We start from the raw sequence: 16,069 nt of genomic DNA on the forward strand, positions 1-16,069 counted from the left end.
CGGGGGCAGGATGAGGTCGAAGCAAAAAGTGAAACACACCGGGATGGCTTGGGGAACGCGTCTGTCCGGTGCGGTCCTGCTTCTGGTCGGGCTCGGCCTGATCGCCTGGAACGAGCGCCGTGTGATGGATTACGGCGCCGCCCTTGCGCGTCACGGTGGCTCACCTGTGCTCGATCTCGGCGCCGAAGGCCGGCCCGCGGCGGGCCAGTTCGGTGCGCTCACCCGCGTCAGCGGCATGCCGAAGATCATGGATGCGCCGCGCGACCGCGAATTCAACGTCCGCGCCGACTCGCCCGTCCTCATTCGCCATGTCGAGATGTACCAGTGGCGCGAGATCACCGTGGGCGGCAACACGCACTACGAGGTGGACTGGGTCGACCGGCCGATCGATGCGACGAATTTCGCCAGGCCCGCGGGCCACGTAAACCCGGGTGCGTTCCCGATCCAGGGACGGCAGTTCGAGGCCGGCGAGGTCAAGCTAGGTAACTTCAAGCTGTCCGCACCCATCCTGCGCGCGTTCCCGGGGCAGGTCGACGTCACGCCGGACGAAAAAGCGTTGCCGTCCAATTTCGCGGCGACCTTCCAGCGTGTCGGCGACGCGCTGGTGACCAGTGCGAAGCCGTCCAATCCGCGCCTGGGCGACCTCCGCATCACATGGCAGGCCGTGCCGTTGCAGGCGATGACCGTACTTGCCCGGATCGAGGGCGATACGCTGGTGCCGGGCACCCCCGTGCGCGAGGGCGACGCCGGTTTCGATGTGCAGGTAGGCGACCGTAGCTTGCTGGACGTCATGCCCGCGCTCCCCGAGCCTCCGGGCGCGGTGTTGCCGGTGCGCATCGCGGCGTTTCTCGCCGCCTCGCTGGGTGCGCTTTTGCTCGCCTGGACCAGTCGCCTGCGACGCGACGTTCTCTTCGCCGCCGGCACCGGCGCGGTCATCATCGCGGCGGTCGCCGGGGTGATGTGGATGGCTGGCGACGCGATGGCGGCAAGCGTATGGTTGCTCGTCGCTGTGCTGGGGGCAGGCCTGGCCATCTGGCGCGTGCAGCAACGAACTTCATCGGCATCGAACTGAAGCGGGAAATCGCGCCATGCGTATTACTGGACTATATGCGGCCCTCGTCGCGCTGCTGATGATCTTCCTCGGCGCGCGCGTGATGCTCTTACGTCGTCGTACGAGCATCGGACTGGGCGACGGCGGCAACCGTGCCGTGGCCTGCGCCGCGCGGGCACACGGTAACGCGACGGAGTACGTGCCGATCGCGTTGATCCTGCTGCTGATACTGGAACTCAATCAGACGTTGCCGATGCTGCTACACGTGTTCGGCATCGTGCTGGTGATCGCGCGCGTGCTGCATGCGATCGGGCTGTCGAAGACACCCGGGACATCGCCCGGGCGTCTTTTCGGCGCCGGGCTGACCTTGCTGGTGATCGCCGCGATGGCGGCGATGCTCATCTGGCAATACGTGGTGATTCACGTGATCGCGCCCTCGCTGGTCTGAGGGCGGGCTGGCTCAGGCCGCGGCGCTCAGGCCGCGGCGGACCCATCGGCGAAGGCGTAGACGTGATCGGCCCAGCTCGTGGCTTCCACGTACATCGTGGCCATGGTCGCCATGTGCTGGTCGTGCAGCGCGTTATCGCTTTCCACTTCGCCCTGTTCCCAGTGGCGCACCTGATCCAGGATGCCGGCGAACGGACCGGTTCCGTCGAGCAGCGCTTCGCGGATTTCGATAGCCAGGGGCAGATGCTCGAGCACGTACGCCATCGACACGTTCATCAGCGTGTCCAGTAGCGAGAACAGGCCGGCGGTGAACGCCATCTCCTGCAACTCCGGCTTGATGCTGCGCGCAAGCTTCTCGCACATGTGCGCACGGACCAGCGCAAGACGCAGCAGCTCCGGCGGACGCTCATCCATGCCCGATACGGCCATGGTGAAGATCCAGTTGCGCATGCGGTTGACGCCGAAGAACACCGCGGCCTGTTCGACCGACTTCAGCTGGCGGGGCAGGGCGAAATAAGCGGAATTCACGCAACCCAGCAGCTTGTAGCTGAGGATGGCGTCGTCGCGGACGATCTTGCCGAGCTCGACGGGGCCGTTTTCCGGATCCTGCAGCGCGCCCATCAGGCGCAGCACGCCGAGTTTGCTGGGGGTGAGTCGCGGCATGTCGACGCGCTCGGGGCGGAGCAGGTATTTACCCTGGAAGCCGTCGACGTCCTGATCGGCGTAATCCACGAAGGTTTCGTGGGTATCGATGCCGGTGACGATGACTTTGACCCCGAACGCCTGGACGTAGTCCATGTGCGCGCGGGCGGCGACCGGATGGCGATGATCGACGGCGACCTTGGCGAACTGGACGATGCGCAGCAAGGCGTCGACGCCGGCGCGGTGTTCCGGATCGGCGGGGAGGTTGAAGTCTTCGAGCATGAACAGGCAGCCGTGGCTCTTGAGCTCACGCAGCTTGATCAGCAGTTGTTCGTCGCTGCCCACGTCGGCGCTGATGCTCGCGCCCAGGCGTGCGTTGTGACGCAGGATGTCGGCATGTTCGAGCAGCAGCTCGCGCGACATGTGCAGGAAGGCACGGTTGTCGCGCACGAGGCGCTTGAGGCTGCCATCCGCGATCGCGCTGAGCGTGGCCTGCGTATGCGCCACGGCGGCCGCTTCGATATCGGTACCGACCGGCCGCGGAAAAATCAGTTCGTAAGCGAACAGCGACTGTTTCTTGTCGAGGATGGGGACGCGGACGATGGGGAGGATGCCGTCGTCGTTCACCGCTGTCGGCTGGGGGGATGCTGCCATTGCTTTCTCTTACGCCGTCTGGGTGAGCCTGCAGTATCGCGTGTTCCGTTGCGTCAGACCTGTGCAAGCGTCCCGGAACGGAGTCTTACTTTTGAAACGCCGTTCGGTCCGTAAGTGGAGCCGCCCGGCGCATCGCCCGAAAGAAGCGAGAGCGCGTGACGCACATGATTCATGCGCTGCGCCACGATGCGCCCGTTGACGTCGTTGAGCCGACGGCATTCGAGCAGGCGCTCGATGGTCGGCGACCAGCGTTCGTCCTGCAGGCTGTCGACGCCCGCGGCATCGCTGAGCTGGCGGCGCTCGACATCGAGTTTCTCGATGCGGTCGAGCAGCCTGCTCTTGGTCCGGCCTGCGACTTCCAGTGCGGGCATGTTCGCCTGATCGAGCGCCATGCGCTCGTCGATCAGGCTGGCGTGCAGCGCATCGACGTCACGGGCGAGGTCGCCCATGACGGCGCCGAGCGCCGCGTCGAAGTCGGAGGCGGATGCCGCGGTCATGCGCTGCCTGCGCCTCCGATCTGGCTTTCCATCGAAAGAAATTTGCTGGCGATCGCCTGCGAGTCCGGCTTGTAGGTACCGGACTCGATGTCCGTACGCAGCTTCTCGAGCTTCGCGGCGCGGCCGGGATCGTCGGCGCGGCTGGCGGCGTCGAGCGCCTTGGCCGAGTCGGTGATATTGACGCTGTCGTCGCTGGCGCGGACCGGGCTGGCGGTCTGCGTCGAGGCGGTCGAACCGGCGGCCGTGTTCTGGGTGCGAAGCTGCACCGGCGGCTGCTGGTTCGGAATACCGGGCTTGATGGTCGTGGTCATGATCTTTCCTCGGATCTGATGTCCTTCAGAATCCTTATCGGCGGTCCATCGGGGAACTTTAACTGGCGCGGCGCCAGAAATGTGACGCGGTTGGTATTTCGTTCACGGAAGCACCGCGACGACCCCCGGCCCGCGTACCACGGCGTCCAGCACCTTCCCGGACGACGCATTGCGGACCTTGAGGCGTGATCCCATGTCACCGGCGCCCATGGCCACCCCGTCCGCACGGATGACCACGCCGTCGACGCTGGCTTCCATGCTCACGGCATCGCCGATACGCACGGCCTGTCGCCCGGCGAGCATGCCCGGGGTGAGTACGGTACCTGCGTTGAGCGGCCGGGCCAGCGCACGGCCTCCGACCTGGTCCAGGGCGGCGATGTAGCCGTAGGCGAGGGTGGCGACGTCACGTTCTTCCGTGTGGACATCCGCGGGGCCGAGGCCGTCGCCGCGAGTCAGCGGCCGGCTGGTGACCAGCACGGGCGCGAAGAGCTGGACCTTGACCGGTACCCGCACCGTCCAGCCCCCCGGCACGGGGCAATGGACCGTCACGCTGACGCGTGCGCCCAGAGCCCGGTTACCCGGCAGCGACGCGTCGAGTGGCGCGGCACAGTCGGCCAGCTTCAGACGGCTGTCGAGTGGCACGGCCTCGAGCACCATGCGGGAGCCCGGCGGGGCGCGGTTCGCCCGCAACCAGTTCACCGCGGCATCGCGCACCCCGTCGACGGACTGCGTGGCTGCCGCCGGAAGCGGGCAGCCGAGCAGGGCCGCGAGGGCGAGTCCGCCAGCGACGAACCGGTGAATCACGCAGCGCGCTCCGCGAGGGACGCCGAAAGGCCCTGCGTGACGGCGTCGAGTTCCTTGTTGAGCCCCGGGACCATGTGGCTGGCGTCGGCGTGACGGCCTTCCCCAAGGGTGATGGCGTACGTCGAAGCCAGCGCGGTGAAACGCTCGCCCGCCGCGCGGATGCCGTCGGCGGCCGCATCCGGGCGGCGTTCGCGGAACTGGTCGATGCAGCGCATGAGTGGCGTCGTGTCGAGCCAGCGGCGATCGAGGCTGGCCGGATCGCGCGACGCCAGTTCGACGGCGTAGCGCAGGCCCTGACAAGCTTCGCGGATCATCTGGCTGAGGCTGGCCGCGTCGAGCGCGCCCTCGGTCTCCAGGCGCGCCAGGCTGAGGCGGTGAGCGAGCACGGCGGCGCGCGCGGCGGCATCGGCCTGGCGGCGCGATTCATTGCCGATGCGGCCGAGCGAGGTCTGCGTGGTCTGGATCGCGGTGATCCGACCGGCCAGCGCGGTCATGCCTTCGCGTGCCGCGTCGAGGCTGCCGCGGGCGCCGCGCACGGCCTCATCCACGCGACCCAGCGATGCCTGCATACCGGCGATGCCGGACTGGGTCTGGTCGAGGCGACGCAGGCTGTTCTGCACGGCGTCGTCGAGCTGGCCCGAGAATTCACCGACCGTCTGCGTAACCTGGTCGATTTCCGCAGTGGCCTGGGTGGTCTTCTCGGCCAGCTGCTTCACTTCGTCGGCGACGACGGCGAAACCGCGACCGGCTTCGCCGGCGCGCGCGGCTTCGATCGCGGCGTTGAGCGCGACGAGATTGGTCTGATGGGCGATGTCCTGCACGGCAGCGGTGAGCTTGCGGATCGCCGTGAAATATTCGGAGAACTGAGCGTGGTTGCGGCTCATGCCCGAGAGGGCGCTGCGCAGGAGGCGCAGCTGGCCGTCGAGGTCACCCGCGGTCGCCTGGCCCTGACTGCCCGATTCCGCCATGCCGGTGACGCTGCCGTGGGCATGGTCGATCGCCGTCGAGATCCTGGCGCTGGCTTCCGTCAATCGACCGGCGGTATCGCGCGCGCCTTCGAGGTTGCCGACCAGCTCCTGCAGGCTGACGCCGAGCGCCTGCGCATTGGTCAGGACCATGCCTTGCTGCTCGATGGCCTGGATCGTCGTCGCCGGTGCGGTGCGCGGCGCCTCCGCAGGCTTGAGCAGTGCGCCCAGGGCGCTGGCGGCCGCCGGATACTGCGCGGAGAGGGCGCGGACTCGTGCGGCGTCACCGGTGGCGGCGGCGCTGGCGAGAAGGCGGACGTGCTGGCTCCAGAGGAGGGTCATGATTTCGCTTTCGCTTGTTCGGATGGTCGCCCCTAGTAATCGTCCAGGAGCCGTCGTTCTTGAGCCAAGCAATCCGTGTGCCAGTCGGGTACCTCAAGGTATGGGTGACCGCGCCGATACGTTCCGCGACACCTTATGCAGATGCCCAGGCACGACATGGCCCGCCCGTTGCTCGACACCGTGGAAACCTTCACCCGCCTGGCGGGACACAACCGCGTGGCCATGCTGCTGTTCCGTCTCGGCGACCGCCAGGCGTTCGGCATCAATGTCTTCAAGGTACGTGAGGTGCTCCGCCGGCCGCGTCTGGAGCGTATGCCCAGCATGCACGCGCTGGTGTCGGGCAGCTTCGACTACCGGGGCAGCACCATCCCCGTGATCGACCTGGCCGCCGCCATGGGCTACCCGCCGCTGGCCACCGTGGACAGCGCGCACCTCATCGTGACCGAGTTCAACCGCTCCGTGCAGGGTTTCCTGGTATCCGACGTGGATCGGATCGTCCACGTCGACGGCACGAATATGGCCGCGCCGCCGCCGGCGCTCGGCTATGGGGCGCGGGTCAACGCCGTGACGCGTCTCGACGGCGACCTGCTCGCCGTGGTCGACGTCGAGCAGGTGCTGGCCCATGTGGATCCCCGGGCGGTGGAGCTGTCCGACCGCGTGCAGCAGGCCGCCCATGTCCAGCACGCCGGCAGTCGCCGTGTCCTCGTGGTGGACGACTCGCTGGTCGCCCGCACGCAGATCGTCGACCTGTTCCGCAAGATGGACCTGGAATGTGTCGTGGCCAAAGACGGCAAGGAAGGCCTGGAAAAACTGCGCGAACTCGCGGCGGGTCCGGTCGCCGACCGGGTCGCCCTGGTCGTGTCCGATATCGAGATGCCGCTGATGGACGGTTACGCGTTGACGCGTGCCATCCGTGAAGAGGCCGGCCTGCGTCATCACAAGGTCCTGCTGCACAGCTCGCTGAGCGGTGTGTTCAACGAGGCGATGGTCGAGCGCGTAGGCGCCGACCGGTTCATCGCCAAGTTCCAGCCCGACGTGCTTGCTACGGCGGTGCTCGAGCTGCTCCCGGCCTGACGTCGCCCTGACGCGGTCCCCCCGTAAGCGCGTCGGAATTCCGGCGCTGGCGGCTTCGGGGCCATCGCAAGACCTTGCAAACGGCGCTGCGACGCCGTTTCGTCGTTAGTCCCCAGCCGTGGCACGGCTCTTGCTCAACCCCTCGGGCCAAGGTCACGAGAGGGGACGAGCCCATGATCGATTCATCCGACAAGCTGTTCGGCGTACACGCCCAGGCCCTTGGCCTGTGGCAGCGCCGTGCCGAGGTCATTTCATCCAACCTCGCCAACGCCGACACCCCGGGCTTCCTCGCCCGCGACCTCGATTTCAAGAAAGCGATGACCGCCGCGACCGGGGCCACCGATGGCCACACCTTGCAGATGGCGTCGACCGAAGACGGTCACATCGGCGGCAACCCCGCCGTGGCGCTCGACCAGGCCAACAAGCTGGCCTACCGCGCCGAGACCCAGCCGACCATGGACGGCAACACCGTCGACACCCAGGTCGAGCAGTCGCAGTTCGCCGCCAACGCGATCCATTACCAGGCATCGCTCAGCTTCATCAACGCGCAGATCCACACCATGCGCCTCGCCATCACCGGGACCGCCTCATGAGTCTCCTGAAGATTTTCGACGTCGCCGGTTCCGGCATGGCCGCGCAGTCCGCGCGACTGAACACCACCGCCAGCAACATGGCCAACGCGGACAGCCTGTCCAGCAGCGAGGCCACCGCCTACCGCGCCAGGCAGCCGACCTTCGCGGCCGTGCAGCAGCAGGTGGACGGCCAGATGGAAAACGGCGGTGTCCGCGCGCTCGGCGTGACCGAGAGCCAGGCACCGATCCAGTCGCGTTACGAGCCGGCCAATCCGCTGGCCGACACGAACGGCTACGTCTATTCGAGCAACGTCAATCCGGTCGACGAGCTGGTCAACATGATCTCCGCGTCGCGCTCCTATCAGAACAACGTCGAAGTCATGAACAGCGCCAAGCAGCTCATGCAGAAGACGCTGGACCTCGGCAAATAAGGCACTCCCATGGTCGCTTCCGTCAGCACTACCAGTTCCACGTCCTCGACGTCTTCCAGCAGCCAGCTGAAGGAACAGACCCTCAGCCAGTCGGATTTCCTGAAACTCATGGTCACCCAGATGACCAACCAGGACCCGACCAAGCCGATGGATTCCACCCAGATGGTGGCGCAGATGGCGCAGTTTTCTCAGGTGGCCGCGACGCAGGAGCTGCAGAGCTCGTTCGACACGCTGGCGACCAACCTCACCGGCGATCAGTTCGTCCGTGCCGCCAGTCTGGTCGGCCAGGAGGTGCTCGTGCCGTCCACCGCGGGACAGCTGACCAACAGCGAGATGGATGGCGCCGTCAACGTCGGTACTTCCGGCACCTACGTCAACGTGCAGATCAAGGACGCCTCCGGCAACGTTGTCCGCACGATTTCCCTGGGCCAGCCCGATGCGGGCCTCACCAAGTTTTCCTGGGACGGTAAATCCGACGACGGCACGCAGCTGACCGACGGTGTCTACCAGATGACCGCTACTTCCGGCGGCAACGCGATCGATACGTTCGTTCGCGGAAAGGTGGAAGGCGTCGGTGCCTCGGGCACGGACGGAACCTATGTGCAGGTGGCCGGCTACGGCGGCGCCCTGCTGAGCCAGATCGCGCAAATCATGTAATTCCAGCGAGGAAACACACCCATGCCTTTCGATATCGCCCTCAGCGGCATCAACGCGGCGTCTTCCGACCTGGAAGTCACCGCCAACAACATCGCCAACGTCAACACGGTCGGCTTCAAGGGCTCGCGCGCCGAGTTCTCGCAGGTGTATTCCGTGGCCGGTGAAAACCTGTCCGCCACGGCGGCGGGCAGCGGCGTCCGCCTGACCAACATCGCGCAGCAGTTCGGCGACGGCAACGTCACCCAGACCGGTAACTCCTACGACTTCGCCCTCAGCGGCGCGGGCTTCTTCACCTTGCGTGATTCTTCGGGTTATTCGTACTCGCGCGCCGGCAACTTTCACCCCGACGACAACGGCAACATCGTCAACGCGACCGGTCAGAACCTGCAGGTGTACCCGCCGACCGCGACCGGCGGCTTCGACATCAGCGCCCTGAAGGACCTGAAGATCAGCACGGGTACCAGCGCGGCCAAGGCCAGCGGCACGATCGGCCTGACCGCCAACCTGTCCTCGTCGGACACGGCCAAGACGGTCGCCTTCGATCCGACCAACGACCAGAGCTACAACTACGTGTCGACCTTCCAGTCGTACGACTCGCTGGGTGCCACGCACACCACCAACGTCTACTACGCAAAGGATGCGACCAATCCCAATACGTGGAACGCGTACATGACGGTGGACGGCACCCAGGTGGGTACCGCTCAGCAGATGGTGTTCAGCTCGGGCGGCTCGCTCACCACGCCGGCCAACGGCAAGCTCAACTTCGGTGCCGCGTCGCCCAACCCCGGCGCCGCGCCGATCAACCTCACGGTCGACATGACCAAGGTGACCCAGTTCGGCGACTCGTACACCACCTCGGCCGTGACCAATGACGGCTTTGCAGCCGGTAAGTTCTCCAAGATCGACGTCTCGACGGACGGCACGGTGTCGGCGGTCTACACCAACGGTGTGTCGACGCCGCTGGGGCAGCTGGCCATCGCGACGTTCGCCAACAACCAGGGTCTGCGCCAGCAGAACGACACCAACTGGGTGGCCTCGACGGATTCGGGTCAGCCGATCCGTGGCGTGGCGGGCTCGGGTGAGGTCGGCACGGTGCAGGCCGGCTCGCTGGAGGCGTCCAACACGGCCGACCTCACCGCCCAGCTGGTCAACATGATCAAGGCGCAGCGTAACTACCAGGCCAACGCGCAGGTCATCTCGACCGACAACACGTTGACCCAGACGATCATCAACATCCGCAACTAAGCGTGACGCGGGCGCGGCACAGGCCGCGCCCGCCACCGGCCGCTAAGGACCGAAGCCATGGACCGTTCCGTATATGTCGCCATGACCGGCGCCTCGCAGATCATGCGGGCGCAGGCCGAAGTGGCACACAACCTCGCCAACGCCAACACGGCGGGCTTCAAGGCCGAGCTGTCGGCGTTTCAGAGCATGCCGGTTCAGGGCGACGGCCTGCAGACGCGTATCAACGGCGTCGCGCAGGGGACAGGCTGGGACACGACGTCCGGGCAGCAGATGCATACCGGTAACGATCTCGATATCTCCGTGCAGGGTGACGGCTGGATCGCGGTGCAGACTCCCGACGGCACCGAGGGCTACACGCGTGCCGGTAACCTGCGCGTCGACGCCGACGGTTTGTTGACGGACATGCGTGGCAATGCCGTGCTGGGCGGCGGCGGTCCGATCACGATCCCGCAGTCGACCAGTGTGAAGATCGGCGAGGACGGCACGATTTCCACCGTTCCGCTGGGTGAAAGTCCGGCCACCGTGGCCACCACCGACCGGATCAAGCTGGTCAACCCCGGCAACGACCAGCTGACGTATGCCAGCGACGGTCTGATGCACATGAAAGACGGATCCCAGGCGCCGGCCGACGCGGACGTGAAAGTGGTCAACGGCACCCTGGAATCCAGCAACGTCAACCCTTCCGACGTGCTCGTGAAGATGATTTCGCTGTCCCGCGAATTCGAAATGCAGGTCCGTTCGATCAAAGCCGCGGACGAAAACGCCCAGTCGGCATCGAAATTGCTACAGGTGGGATAACCACCGCCGCGCGACGCAAAACCGTCGCGGGCTCGTAAAGCGCCAACGCGCAGGAGTCAACGATGTTCACGTCCCTCTGGATCGCCAAGACCGGCCTCGATGCGCAGCAGACGCGCATGGACGTCGTCTCGAACAACCTGGCCAACACGAACACCACGGGCTTCAAACGCGCCCGCGCCGAGTTCGAGGACCTGTCCTACCAGAACCGTGGGCAGGCGGGCGCCCAGACCACCGAGCAGACGCAGTCGCCCACCGGCTTCATGATGGGTACCGGCGTCCGCGTGGTCGGCACGCAGAAGATGTTCGAGCAGGGCGGCGTGCAGCAGACCGACAATCCGCTCGATGTGCGTATCGACGGTCGCGGCTTCCTCCAGGTGACCATGCCGGACGGCACCGTCGGCTACACGCGTGACGGCTCGCTCAAGCGTGACCAGGATGGCCAGATGGTCACCAACGACGGCTACCCGCTGGAACCGTCGATCACCATTCCCGCCAACGCGTCGACGGTCACCATCGGTACCGATGGCACCGTCAGCGTCACCGTGCAGGGTTCGGCCGCCGCGCAGAACGTCGGCACGATCCAGCTGGCCGACTTCGTCAATCCCGCCGGCCTCCAGCCGAAGGGCGACAACCTTTACCTGGAGACCGCCTCGAGCGGCGCTCCGCAGACGGGCACCGCCGGCCTCAACGGTCTCGGCACCCTCAACCAGAACAGCCTCGAAACGTCGAACGTCAACGTGGTCGAGGAAATGGTCAACATGATCGAAACGCAGCGCGCCTACGAGATGAATTCGAAGGCGATCACGGCGTCCGATCAGATGCTCCAGACCATCACCAACAAGACCTGAGACACGTCATGAATCGCATTTACGTCCGTGCTGTTCTCGCTGTGCTGCCGTTCGCGCTCCTCAACGGTTGCGCGATGGTGCCGCCTACGCCCAGGCCGATGTATACCGCCACGCTGCCGGAAGAACCGACGCAGCAGGCGCGCGCCACCGGGTCGCTCTATGCCGATCAGCAGTCGCTGGAGCTCTTCGCGGACCCGCGCGCGCATCGCGTCGGCGACATTTTGACGATCACCCTGGTCGAGTCGACCCAGGCCAGCAAGAAAGCGGCGACCAGCACCAGCAAGAAGAACGGCAACACCATCACCTCGCCCACGGTGCTCGGTCAGGGCCTGCGCATCGGCGGAAAGACCGCCGACAGCTCGCTGGCCAGCAACAACGCTTTCGACGGCGACGGTTCGAGCCAGCAGAGCAATCAGCTTTCCGGCGAGATCACCGTCACCGTCGCGCAGCGCCTGTCCAACGGTGCGCTGGTGGTGCGTGGCGAAAAATGGCTGACGATCAACCAGGGCGACGAGCTGGTCCGCATCTCGGGCATCGTCCGTCCGCAGGATATCGGCAACGACAACATCGTCGCCTCGAGCCGCGTCGCCGACGCGCGTATCGAGTACGTGGGCAAGGGCACGCTCGCGGATTCGAACACGCGTGGCTGGCTCTCGCGCTTCTTCGATTCCAAGTGGATGCCGTTCTGATGAACGTCTCGCTTCGTTTTCGCGCTCTTTTTCACGCCGCCGTGGCCGTCTTCGCGGTCGCCGCCGTCCTTCCGGCGCACGCGGATCGCATTCGCGACCTCGCGCAGGTCGGCGGTGTCCGCAGCAACCAGCTGATCGGTTACGGCCTCGTCGTCGGTCTCGACGGCAGCGGTGACCAGACCAGCCAGGCACCGTTCACCACGCAGAGCCTGGAGAACATGCTTCAGCAGTTCGGCGTCAACGTGCCGGCCAACGTGCGTCCGCAGCTGAAGAACGCGGCCGCGGTCACGATCACCGCCGAGATTCCGCCGTTCGCGAAGCCGGGTCAGCGCATCGACGTGACGGTCGCCTCGATCGCCAATGCCAAGAGCATTCGTGGTGGCGAGTTGCTGATGTCGCCGCTCAAGGGTGCGGACGGGCAGGTCTACGCCATCGCCCAGGGCAGCGTCATCGTCGGTGGTGTCAGCGCGCAGGGTAAGAGCGGTTCGAGCGTGCAGGTGAATATTTCCTCGAGCGGCCGCATCCCTGGCGGCGCGAGCATCGAGCGCAGCGTCGCGACGTCGTTCGACAAGGGCGGCGATCTGATGCTCAACCTCAACACCGCCGATTTCACGACGGCCAACCGTATCGCGCAGGCCGTCAACCAGAACTTCGGCGCCGGCACGGCCAACGCCCTGGATTCCGGCTCGGTGGCGGTCCGCGCGCCGCTCGACCCGTCCCAGCGTGTGGCCTGGCTGTCGACCATCCAGGCACTGGATGTCACGCCGGGCGATGCGCCGGCACGCATCATCGTCAACTCGCGCACCGGCACCGTGGTGATCGGTTCCGACGTCAAGGTCGGCGCCGCCGCGGTGGCACACGGCGCGATCCAGGTCACGATCAGCGAGCAGCCGCAGGTGAGTCAGCCGGGCGCGTTCAGCCGCGGCCAGACGGCCGTCGTGCCGAGCAGCCAGGTCGCCGTGAGCGAAGAGGGCGGCCACATGTTCAAGTTCGGTCCGGGCACCAGCCTCGACGCCATCGTGCGCGCCGTAAACCAGGTGGGCGCCTCTCCGAGCGACCTGATCTCCATTCTGCAGGCGCTGAAGCAGTCGGGCGCCCTGCGCGCCGAACTGGTGGTGATCTGACATGGTGACCGCGGTCGACAACCAGAAGCTTGGCACCTACACGGACATGTCCGGGTTTGCCGGCCTGCGTTCGGCCGCGCAAAAGGATCAGGCGTCCGCCCTTCCCGCCGTCGCCAAGCAGTTCGAATCGATCTTCACGCAGATGATGCTGAAGTCCATGCGTGACGCCAGCGCCGCCATGGGTGACGACATCATGGGTTCGCAGGCGTCGAACGCCTATCGCGACATGTTCGACAAGCAGCTCTCCGTGACGTTGTCGCAGGGCAAGGGTATCGGCATCGCCGATATGCTCATCCGCCAGCTTGGCGGCGCATCGTCCGCGCAGGGCGCCTCGTCCGGCAACGGCCTCTTCGCCGGCGTCACGGGCGATGCGAGTACGGTGGATGCGGTCTCGTCCAAGTCTGACCAGGACAGCGGGTTGATGGATTCGCTCGAGCGCATGCTCGGTCGCGCCGGGCAGGCCGTCGGCGACGGCGCCAATGCCGTGGCGAGCGCGGTCGGCAAGCTGTCGATCTCCTCCCCGGAGGAGTTCGTCCAGAAGCTGGCGCCGCACGCGATCGAAGCGGCGAAGAAGCTTGGCGTCTCGGTGCGCGCATTGCTCGCTCAGGCGGCACTGGAGACCGGCTGGGGCAAGCACATGCCGGCGCAGGGCAGCACCACCAGTTTCAACATGTTCGGCATCAAGGCCGGCAGCAGCTGGGACGGCAAGCGCGTCAACGTACCGACTCTCGAATACGAAAACGGGGTCGCCGTGCGCAAGAAGGACAGCTTCCGCGCTTACGACTCACCGTCCGACTCGTTCAAGGACTACGCCGACATGGTCGCGAGTAGCCCACGCTACGCGGATGCGGTGGGTCGCGGTGATGACGTGAAGGGTTTCGCCAAGGCGCTGGTCAACGGTGGTTACGCCACCGATCCCAGCTACGCACAGAAGCTGGCCGACATCGCCAATGGTCCGGTGATGAAACAGGCCCTGGCCGCGCTCGAACGCGTCGCGGCCGACCTGTAATCCACGGGCTGACGAAAGGACAGAAGGAACGTAACGATGGCCGATCTGCTCTCCACAGGTGTCTCGGGTCTGCTTGCCTCGCAAGTGGGTCTGTCCACCGTCGGACACAACATCAGCAACGTCAACACCGCGGGGTATACGCGGCAGACGACGACGTTCAATGCGCGCACGCCTGAATACAACGGCGGTTACTACGTCGGTCAGGGCGCCGATGCGGTCAGCGTGCAGCGGGCGTACAGTCAGTTCCTCACGCAGTCGATGTGGTCGGCCAACTCGGGACAATCGCGCGCGTCGCAGTACGCCACGCTGACGGCGTCGGTGAATAACATCGTGAGCGGGTCGGCCAATCTGCAGACGGCGCTCGACGGTTTCTTCGGGGCGGTCAGCGACGTGGCCAACGCTCCCGTGGATACCGCCAGTCGTCAGGCCCTGCTGGGCAAGGCCAGTACGCTGGTGTCGACCTTCAAGTCGCTGTCATCGCAGTTTCAGCAGCTGGACCAGTCCACCAACACGCAGATCAGCACCGCGGTCGATTCGATCAATGCGCTGACCAAGACGATCTCCGACCTCAACGGACAGATCCAGCAGGGTTACGCGGGCGGGGCAGTGCCGAACGACCTGCTCGACTCGCGCGATCAGGCGATCTCGCAGCTCTCGCAGCTGGTCGGCGTCAACGTCACCCAGAACGACAATCACATGGTCACCGTCACGGTGGGCAATGGCCTTTCGCTGGTCAATGGCACCGATTCGGCGAAGCTTTCGACGGCCCCCAATCAGTACGATTCGTCCCGGCTCGAAGTGACCGGCCCCGGTGGCTCGGTCATCAGCAGCCAGCTGGGATCGGGTTCGCTCGGTGCGACGTTCGATTTCCGCACCAACGTGCTCGATCCGGCACGCAACCAGCTGGGTCGCGCCGCGATCGCGATGACGGACGCGTTCAATCAGCAGCACGCACAGGGTATCGACCTCAACGGCGACGCGGGCGGCAACTTCTTCACTATCGCCAACCCCGCCGTGTTCAACAGCACGGCCAACAAAGGCACGGGTTCGATCGCGGCCACGGTGTCCGACGTCTCCAGACTCGATGCATCCGACTACGTCATGCGCTTCGATGGCACGAACTGGAGCGCGACGACCACGGCCGGTGTCACCGTACCGATGACCGGTACGGGCACCGCCACGGACCCGTTCAAGGTCGGCGGTCTGTCCATGGTGGTGAGCGCGGGCGCGGTGGCGGGCGACTCGTTCCAGATCCAGGCGACGCGCAACGCGGCATCGTCCATGAGCGTTGCGATCAGCGATACCAACAAGATCGCCGCGTCGGGTCCGCTGGCGGCCACGAAAGGCTCGGCGAACACGGGTAAGGCCACGCTGGGCGGCCTTACCGTCACCAACGTGGCCGATCCCGCTTTCAATACGCCGGCCAGCATCGTCTTCACGTCCCCAACGACCTACACGATCAATGGGGTGGGTCCGAATACCTACGCCGATGGCGACACGATCACCGGCAATGGCTGGACATTAAAGCTTTCCGGCGTGCCAGCCGCTAACGACACATTCACCGTCAAACCCGCCGGCACCGCCAGCGGTGACAACGGAAATGCGCTGGCGCTGGCCAACGTGGCCAGCAAGGGCGTGCTCGACAACGGTGTGACCACGGTGGGCAAGTCTTACAGCCAGCTGATCGCGCAAGTGGGTACGGCGGGCGCGCAGGCCAACACGGCACTCGATGCGCAGCAGAGCATCCTCGACCAGGCCACGGCGGCGCAGCAAAGCCTGTCCGGTGTGAACATGGATGAAGAAGCGGCCAATCTGTTGCGTTTTCAGCAGGCCTACTCGGCATCCGCCCAGGTCATCACCACGGCGAACACCATCTTTCAGTCCCTCCTGAGCGCGGTACACGGATAAC

Annotated in this window: 18 protein-coding genes; 13 read left to right on the forward strand and 5 right to left on the reverse strand. The window is 65.8% G+C overall.

All coding sequences use genetic code 11. The features are described 5' to 3' along the window. Positions 1-43: 43 nt before the first annotated feature. Positions 44-1,072, forward strand: a complete 1,029-nt coding sequence (locus tag J2X57_RS12075; RefSeq protein ID WP_309867365.1) for a TMEM43 family protein — start codon at positions 44-46, stop codon at positions 1,070-1,072. A gap of 16 nt (positions 1,073-1,088) precedes the next feature. Further along, complete coding sequence (locus tag J2X57_RS12080; protein ID WP_036111149.1) at positions 1,089-1,499, forward strand: MAPEG family protein; 411 nt, start codon at positions 1,089-1,091, stop codon at positions 1,497-1,499. A 26-nt stretch (positions 1,500-1,525) separates the two neighbouring features. Here J2X57_RS12080 and J2X57_RS12085 read toward each other — a convergent pair whose 3' ends face one another. The 5 genes from J2X57_RS12085 to J2X57_RS12105 form a co-directional block, all read right to left on the reverse strand. Then, a complete protein-coding gene (locus J2X57_RS12085; protein ID WP_043695344.1) occupies positions 1,526-2,794 on the reverse strand; it encodes an HDOD domain-containing protein in 1,269 nt (422 codons plus the stop codon). 53 nt (positions 2,795-2,847) lie between these two features. Beyond that, positions 2,848-3,291 carry a flagellar protein FlgN gene (locus tag J2X57_RS12090; RefSeq protein ID WP_036111154.1) on the reverse strand — a complete coding sequence of 148 codons (444 nt, stop codon included), beginning with the start codon at positions 3,289-3,291 and terminating at the stop codon, positions 2,848-2,850. Further along, positions 3,288-3,602 carry a flagellar biosynthesis anti-sigma factor FlgM gene (gene flgM / locus J2X57_RS12095; protein ID WP_309867371.1) on the reverse strand — a complete coding sequence of 105 codons (315 nt, stop codon included), beginning with the start codon at positions 3,600-3,602 and terminating at the stop codon, positions 3,288-3,290. Before flgM ends, J2X57_RS12090 begins: the two co-directional genes overlap by 4 nt. Before the next feature lie 102 nt (positions 3,603-3,704). Next, on the reverse strand, positions 3,705-4,406 hold the full coding sequence (flgA, locus tag J2X57_RS12100; RefSeq protein WP_254857317.1) for a flagellar basal body P-ring formation chaperone FlgA: 702 nt from the start codon (positions 4,404-4,406) through the stop codon (positions 3,705-3,707). Beyond that, the gene (locus J2X57_RS12105) at positions 4,403-5,713 is read right to left on the reverse strand and encodes a methyl-accepting chemotaxis protein (RefSeq protein WP_090350641.1); all 1,311 of its coding nucleotides are present in this window, start codon (positions 5,711-5,713) and stop codon (positions 4,403-4,405) included. The genes flgA and J2X57_RS12105 overlap by 4 nt, the downstream gene beginning before the upstream one ends. Positions 5,714-5,869: 156 nt before the next feature. Between J2X57_RS12105 and J2X57_RS12110 the strand changes: the two genes are divergently transcribed. The 11 genes from J2X57_RS12110 (at position 5,870) to flgK (ending at position 16,068) form a co-directional block, all read left to right on the forward strand. Continuing rightward, positions 5,870-6,787: a chemotaxis protein gene (locus J2X57_RS12110; protein ID WP_036117211.1), complete on the forward strand. Its 918-nt coding sequence runs from the start codon at positions 5,870-5,872 to the stop codon at positions 6,785-6,787. Positions 6,788-6,960: 173 nt separating this feature from the next. Then, positions 6,961-7,380: a flagellar basal body rod protein FlgB gene (gene flgB / locus J2X57_RS12115; protein WP_036111161.1), complete on the forward strand. Its 420-nt coding sequence runs from the start codon at positions 6,961-6,963 to the stop codon at positions 7,378-7,380. Further along, the gene (gene flgC, locus J2X57_RS12120) at positions 7,377-7,790 is read left to right on the forward strand and encodes a flagellar basal body rod protein FlgC (protein WP_036111164.1); all 414 of its coding nucleotides are present in this window, start codon (positions 7,377-7,379) and stop codon (positions 7,788-7,790) included. The genes flgB and flgC overlap by 4 nt, the downstream gene beginning before the upstream one ends. Positions 7,791-7,799: 9 nt before the next feature. Beyond that, positions 7,800-8,447, forward strand: coding sequence for a flagellar hook capping FlgD N-terminal domain-containing protein (locus J2X57_RS12125; RefSeq protein WP_036111168.1), 648 nt, complete (start codon positions 7,800-7,802; stop codon positions 8,445-8,447). Between the two features lie 21 nt (positions 8,448-8,468). Further along, positions 8,469-9,692 (forward strand): flagellar hook protein FlgE, encoded by a 1,224-nt coding sequence (gene flgE / locus J2X57_RS12130; protein ID WP_036111170.1) that lies wholly within the window; start codon positions 8,469-8,471, stop codon positions 9,690-9,692. Positions 9,693-9,749: 57 nt separating this feature from the next. Beyond that, a complete protein-coding gene (gene flgF / locus J2X57_RS12135) occupies positions 9,750-10,490 on the forward strand; it encodes a flagellar basal-body rod protein FlgF (RefSeq protein ID WP_043695337.1) in 741 nt (246 codons plus the stop codon). A 62-nt stretch (positions 10,491-10,552) separates the two neighbouring features. Further along, positions 10,553-11,338, forward strand: a complete 786-nt coding sequence (gene flgG, locus J2X57_RS12140) for a flagellar basal-body rod protein FlgG (RefSeq protein ID WP_036111173.1) — start codon at positions 10,553-10,555, stop codon at positions 11,336-11,338. Between the two features lie 8 nt (positions 11,339-11,346). Continuing rightward, positions 11,347-12,027, forward strand: coding sequence for a flagellar basal body L-ring protein FlgH (gene flgH / locus J2X57_RS12145; RefSeq protein ID WP_036111175.1), 681 nt, complete (start codon positions 11,347-11,349; stop codon positions 12,025-12,027). Continuing rightward, on the forward strand, positions 12,027-13,151 hold the full coding sequence (locus J2X57_RS12150; RefSeq protein WP_036111177.1) for a flagellar basal body P-ring protein FlgI: 1,125 nt from the start codon (positions 12,027-12,029) through the stop codon (positions 13,149-13,151). Before flgH ends, J2X57_RS12150 begins: the two co-directional genes overlap by 1 nt. 1 nt (position 13,152) lies before the next feature. Further along, positions 13,153-14,160, forward strand: a complete 1,008-nt coding sequence (flgJ, locus tag J2X57_RS12155; RefSeq protein ID WP_090350645.1) for a flagellar assembly peptidoglycan hydrolase FlgJ — start codon at positions 13,153-13,155, stop codon at positions 14,158-14,160. A 36-nt stretch (positions 14,161-14,196) separates the two neighbouring features. After that, entirely contained in the window at positions 14,197-16,068 is a 1,872-nt protein-coding gene (flgK, locus tag J2X57_RS12160; RefSeq protein ID WP_036111180.1) for a flagellar hook-associated protein FlgK, read from the forward strand. The last annotated feature ends 1 nt before the right edge of the window (position 16,069 follow it).

This window comes from Luteibacter sp. 1214 (genome assembly GCF_031455395.1).
GTDB classification, from domain to species: domain Bacteria; phylum Pseudomonadota; class Gammaproteobacteria; order Xanthomonadales; family Rhodanobacteraceae; genus Luteibacter; species Luteibacter mycovicinus.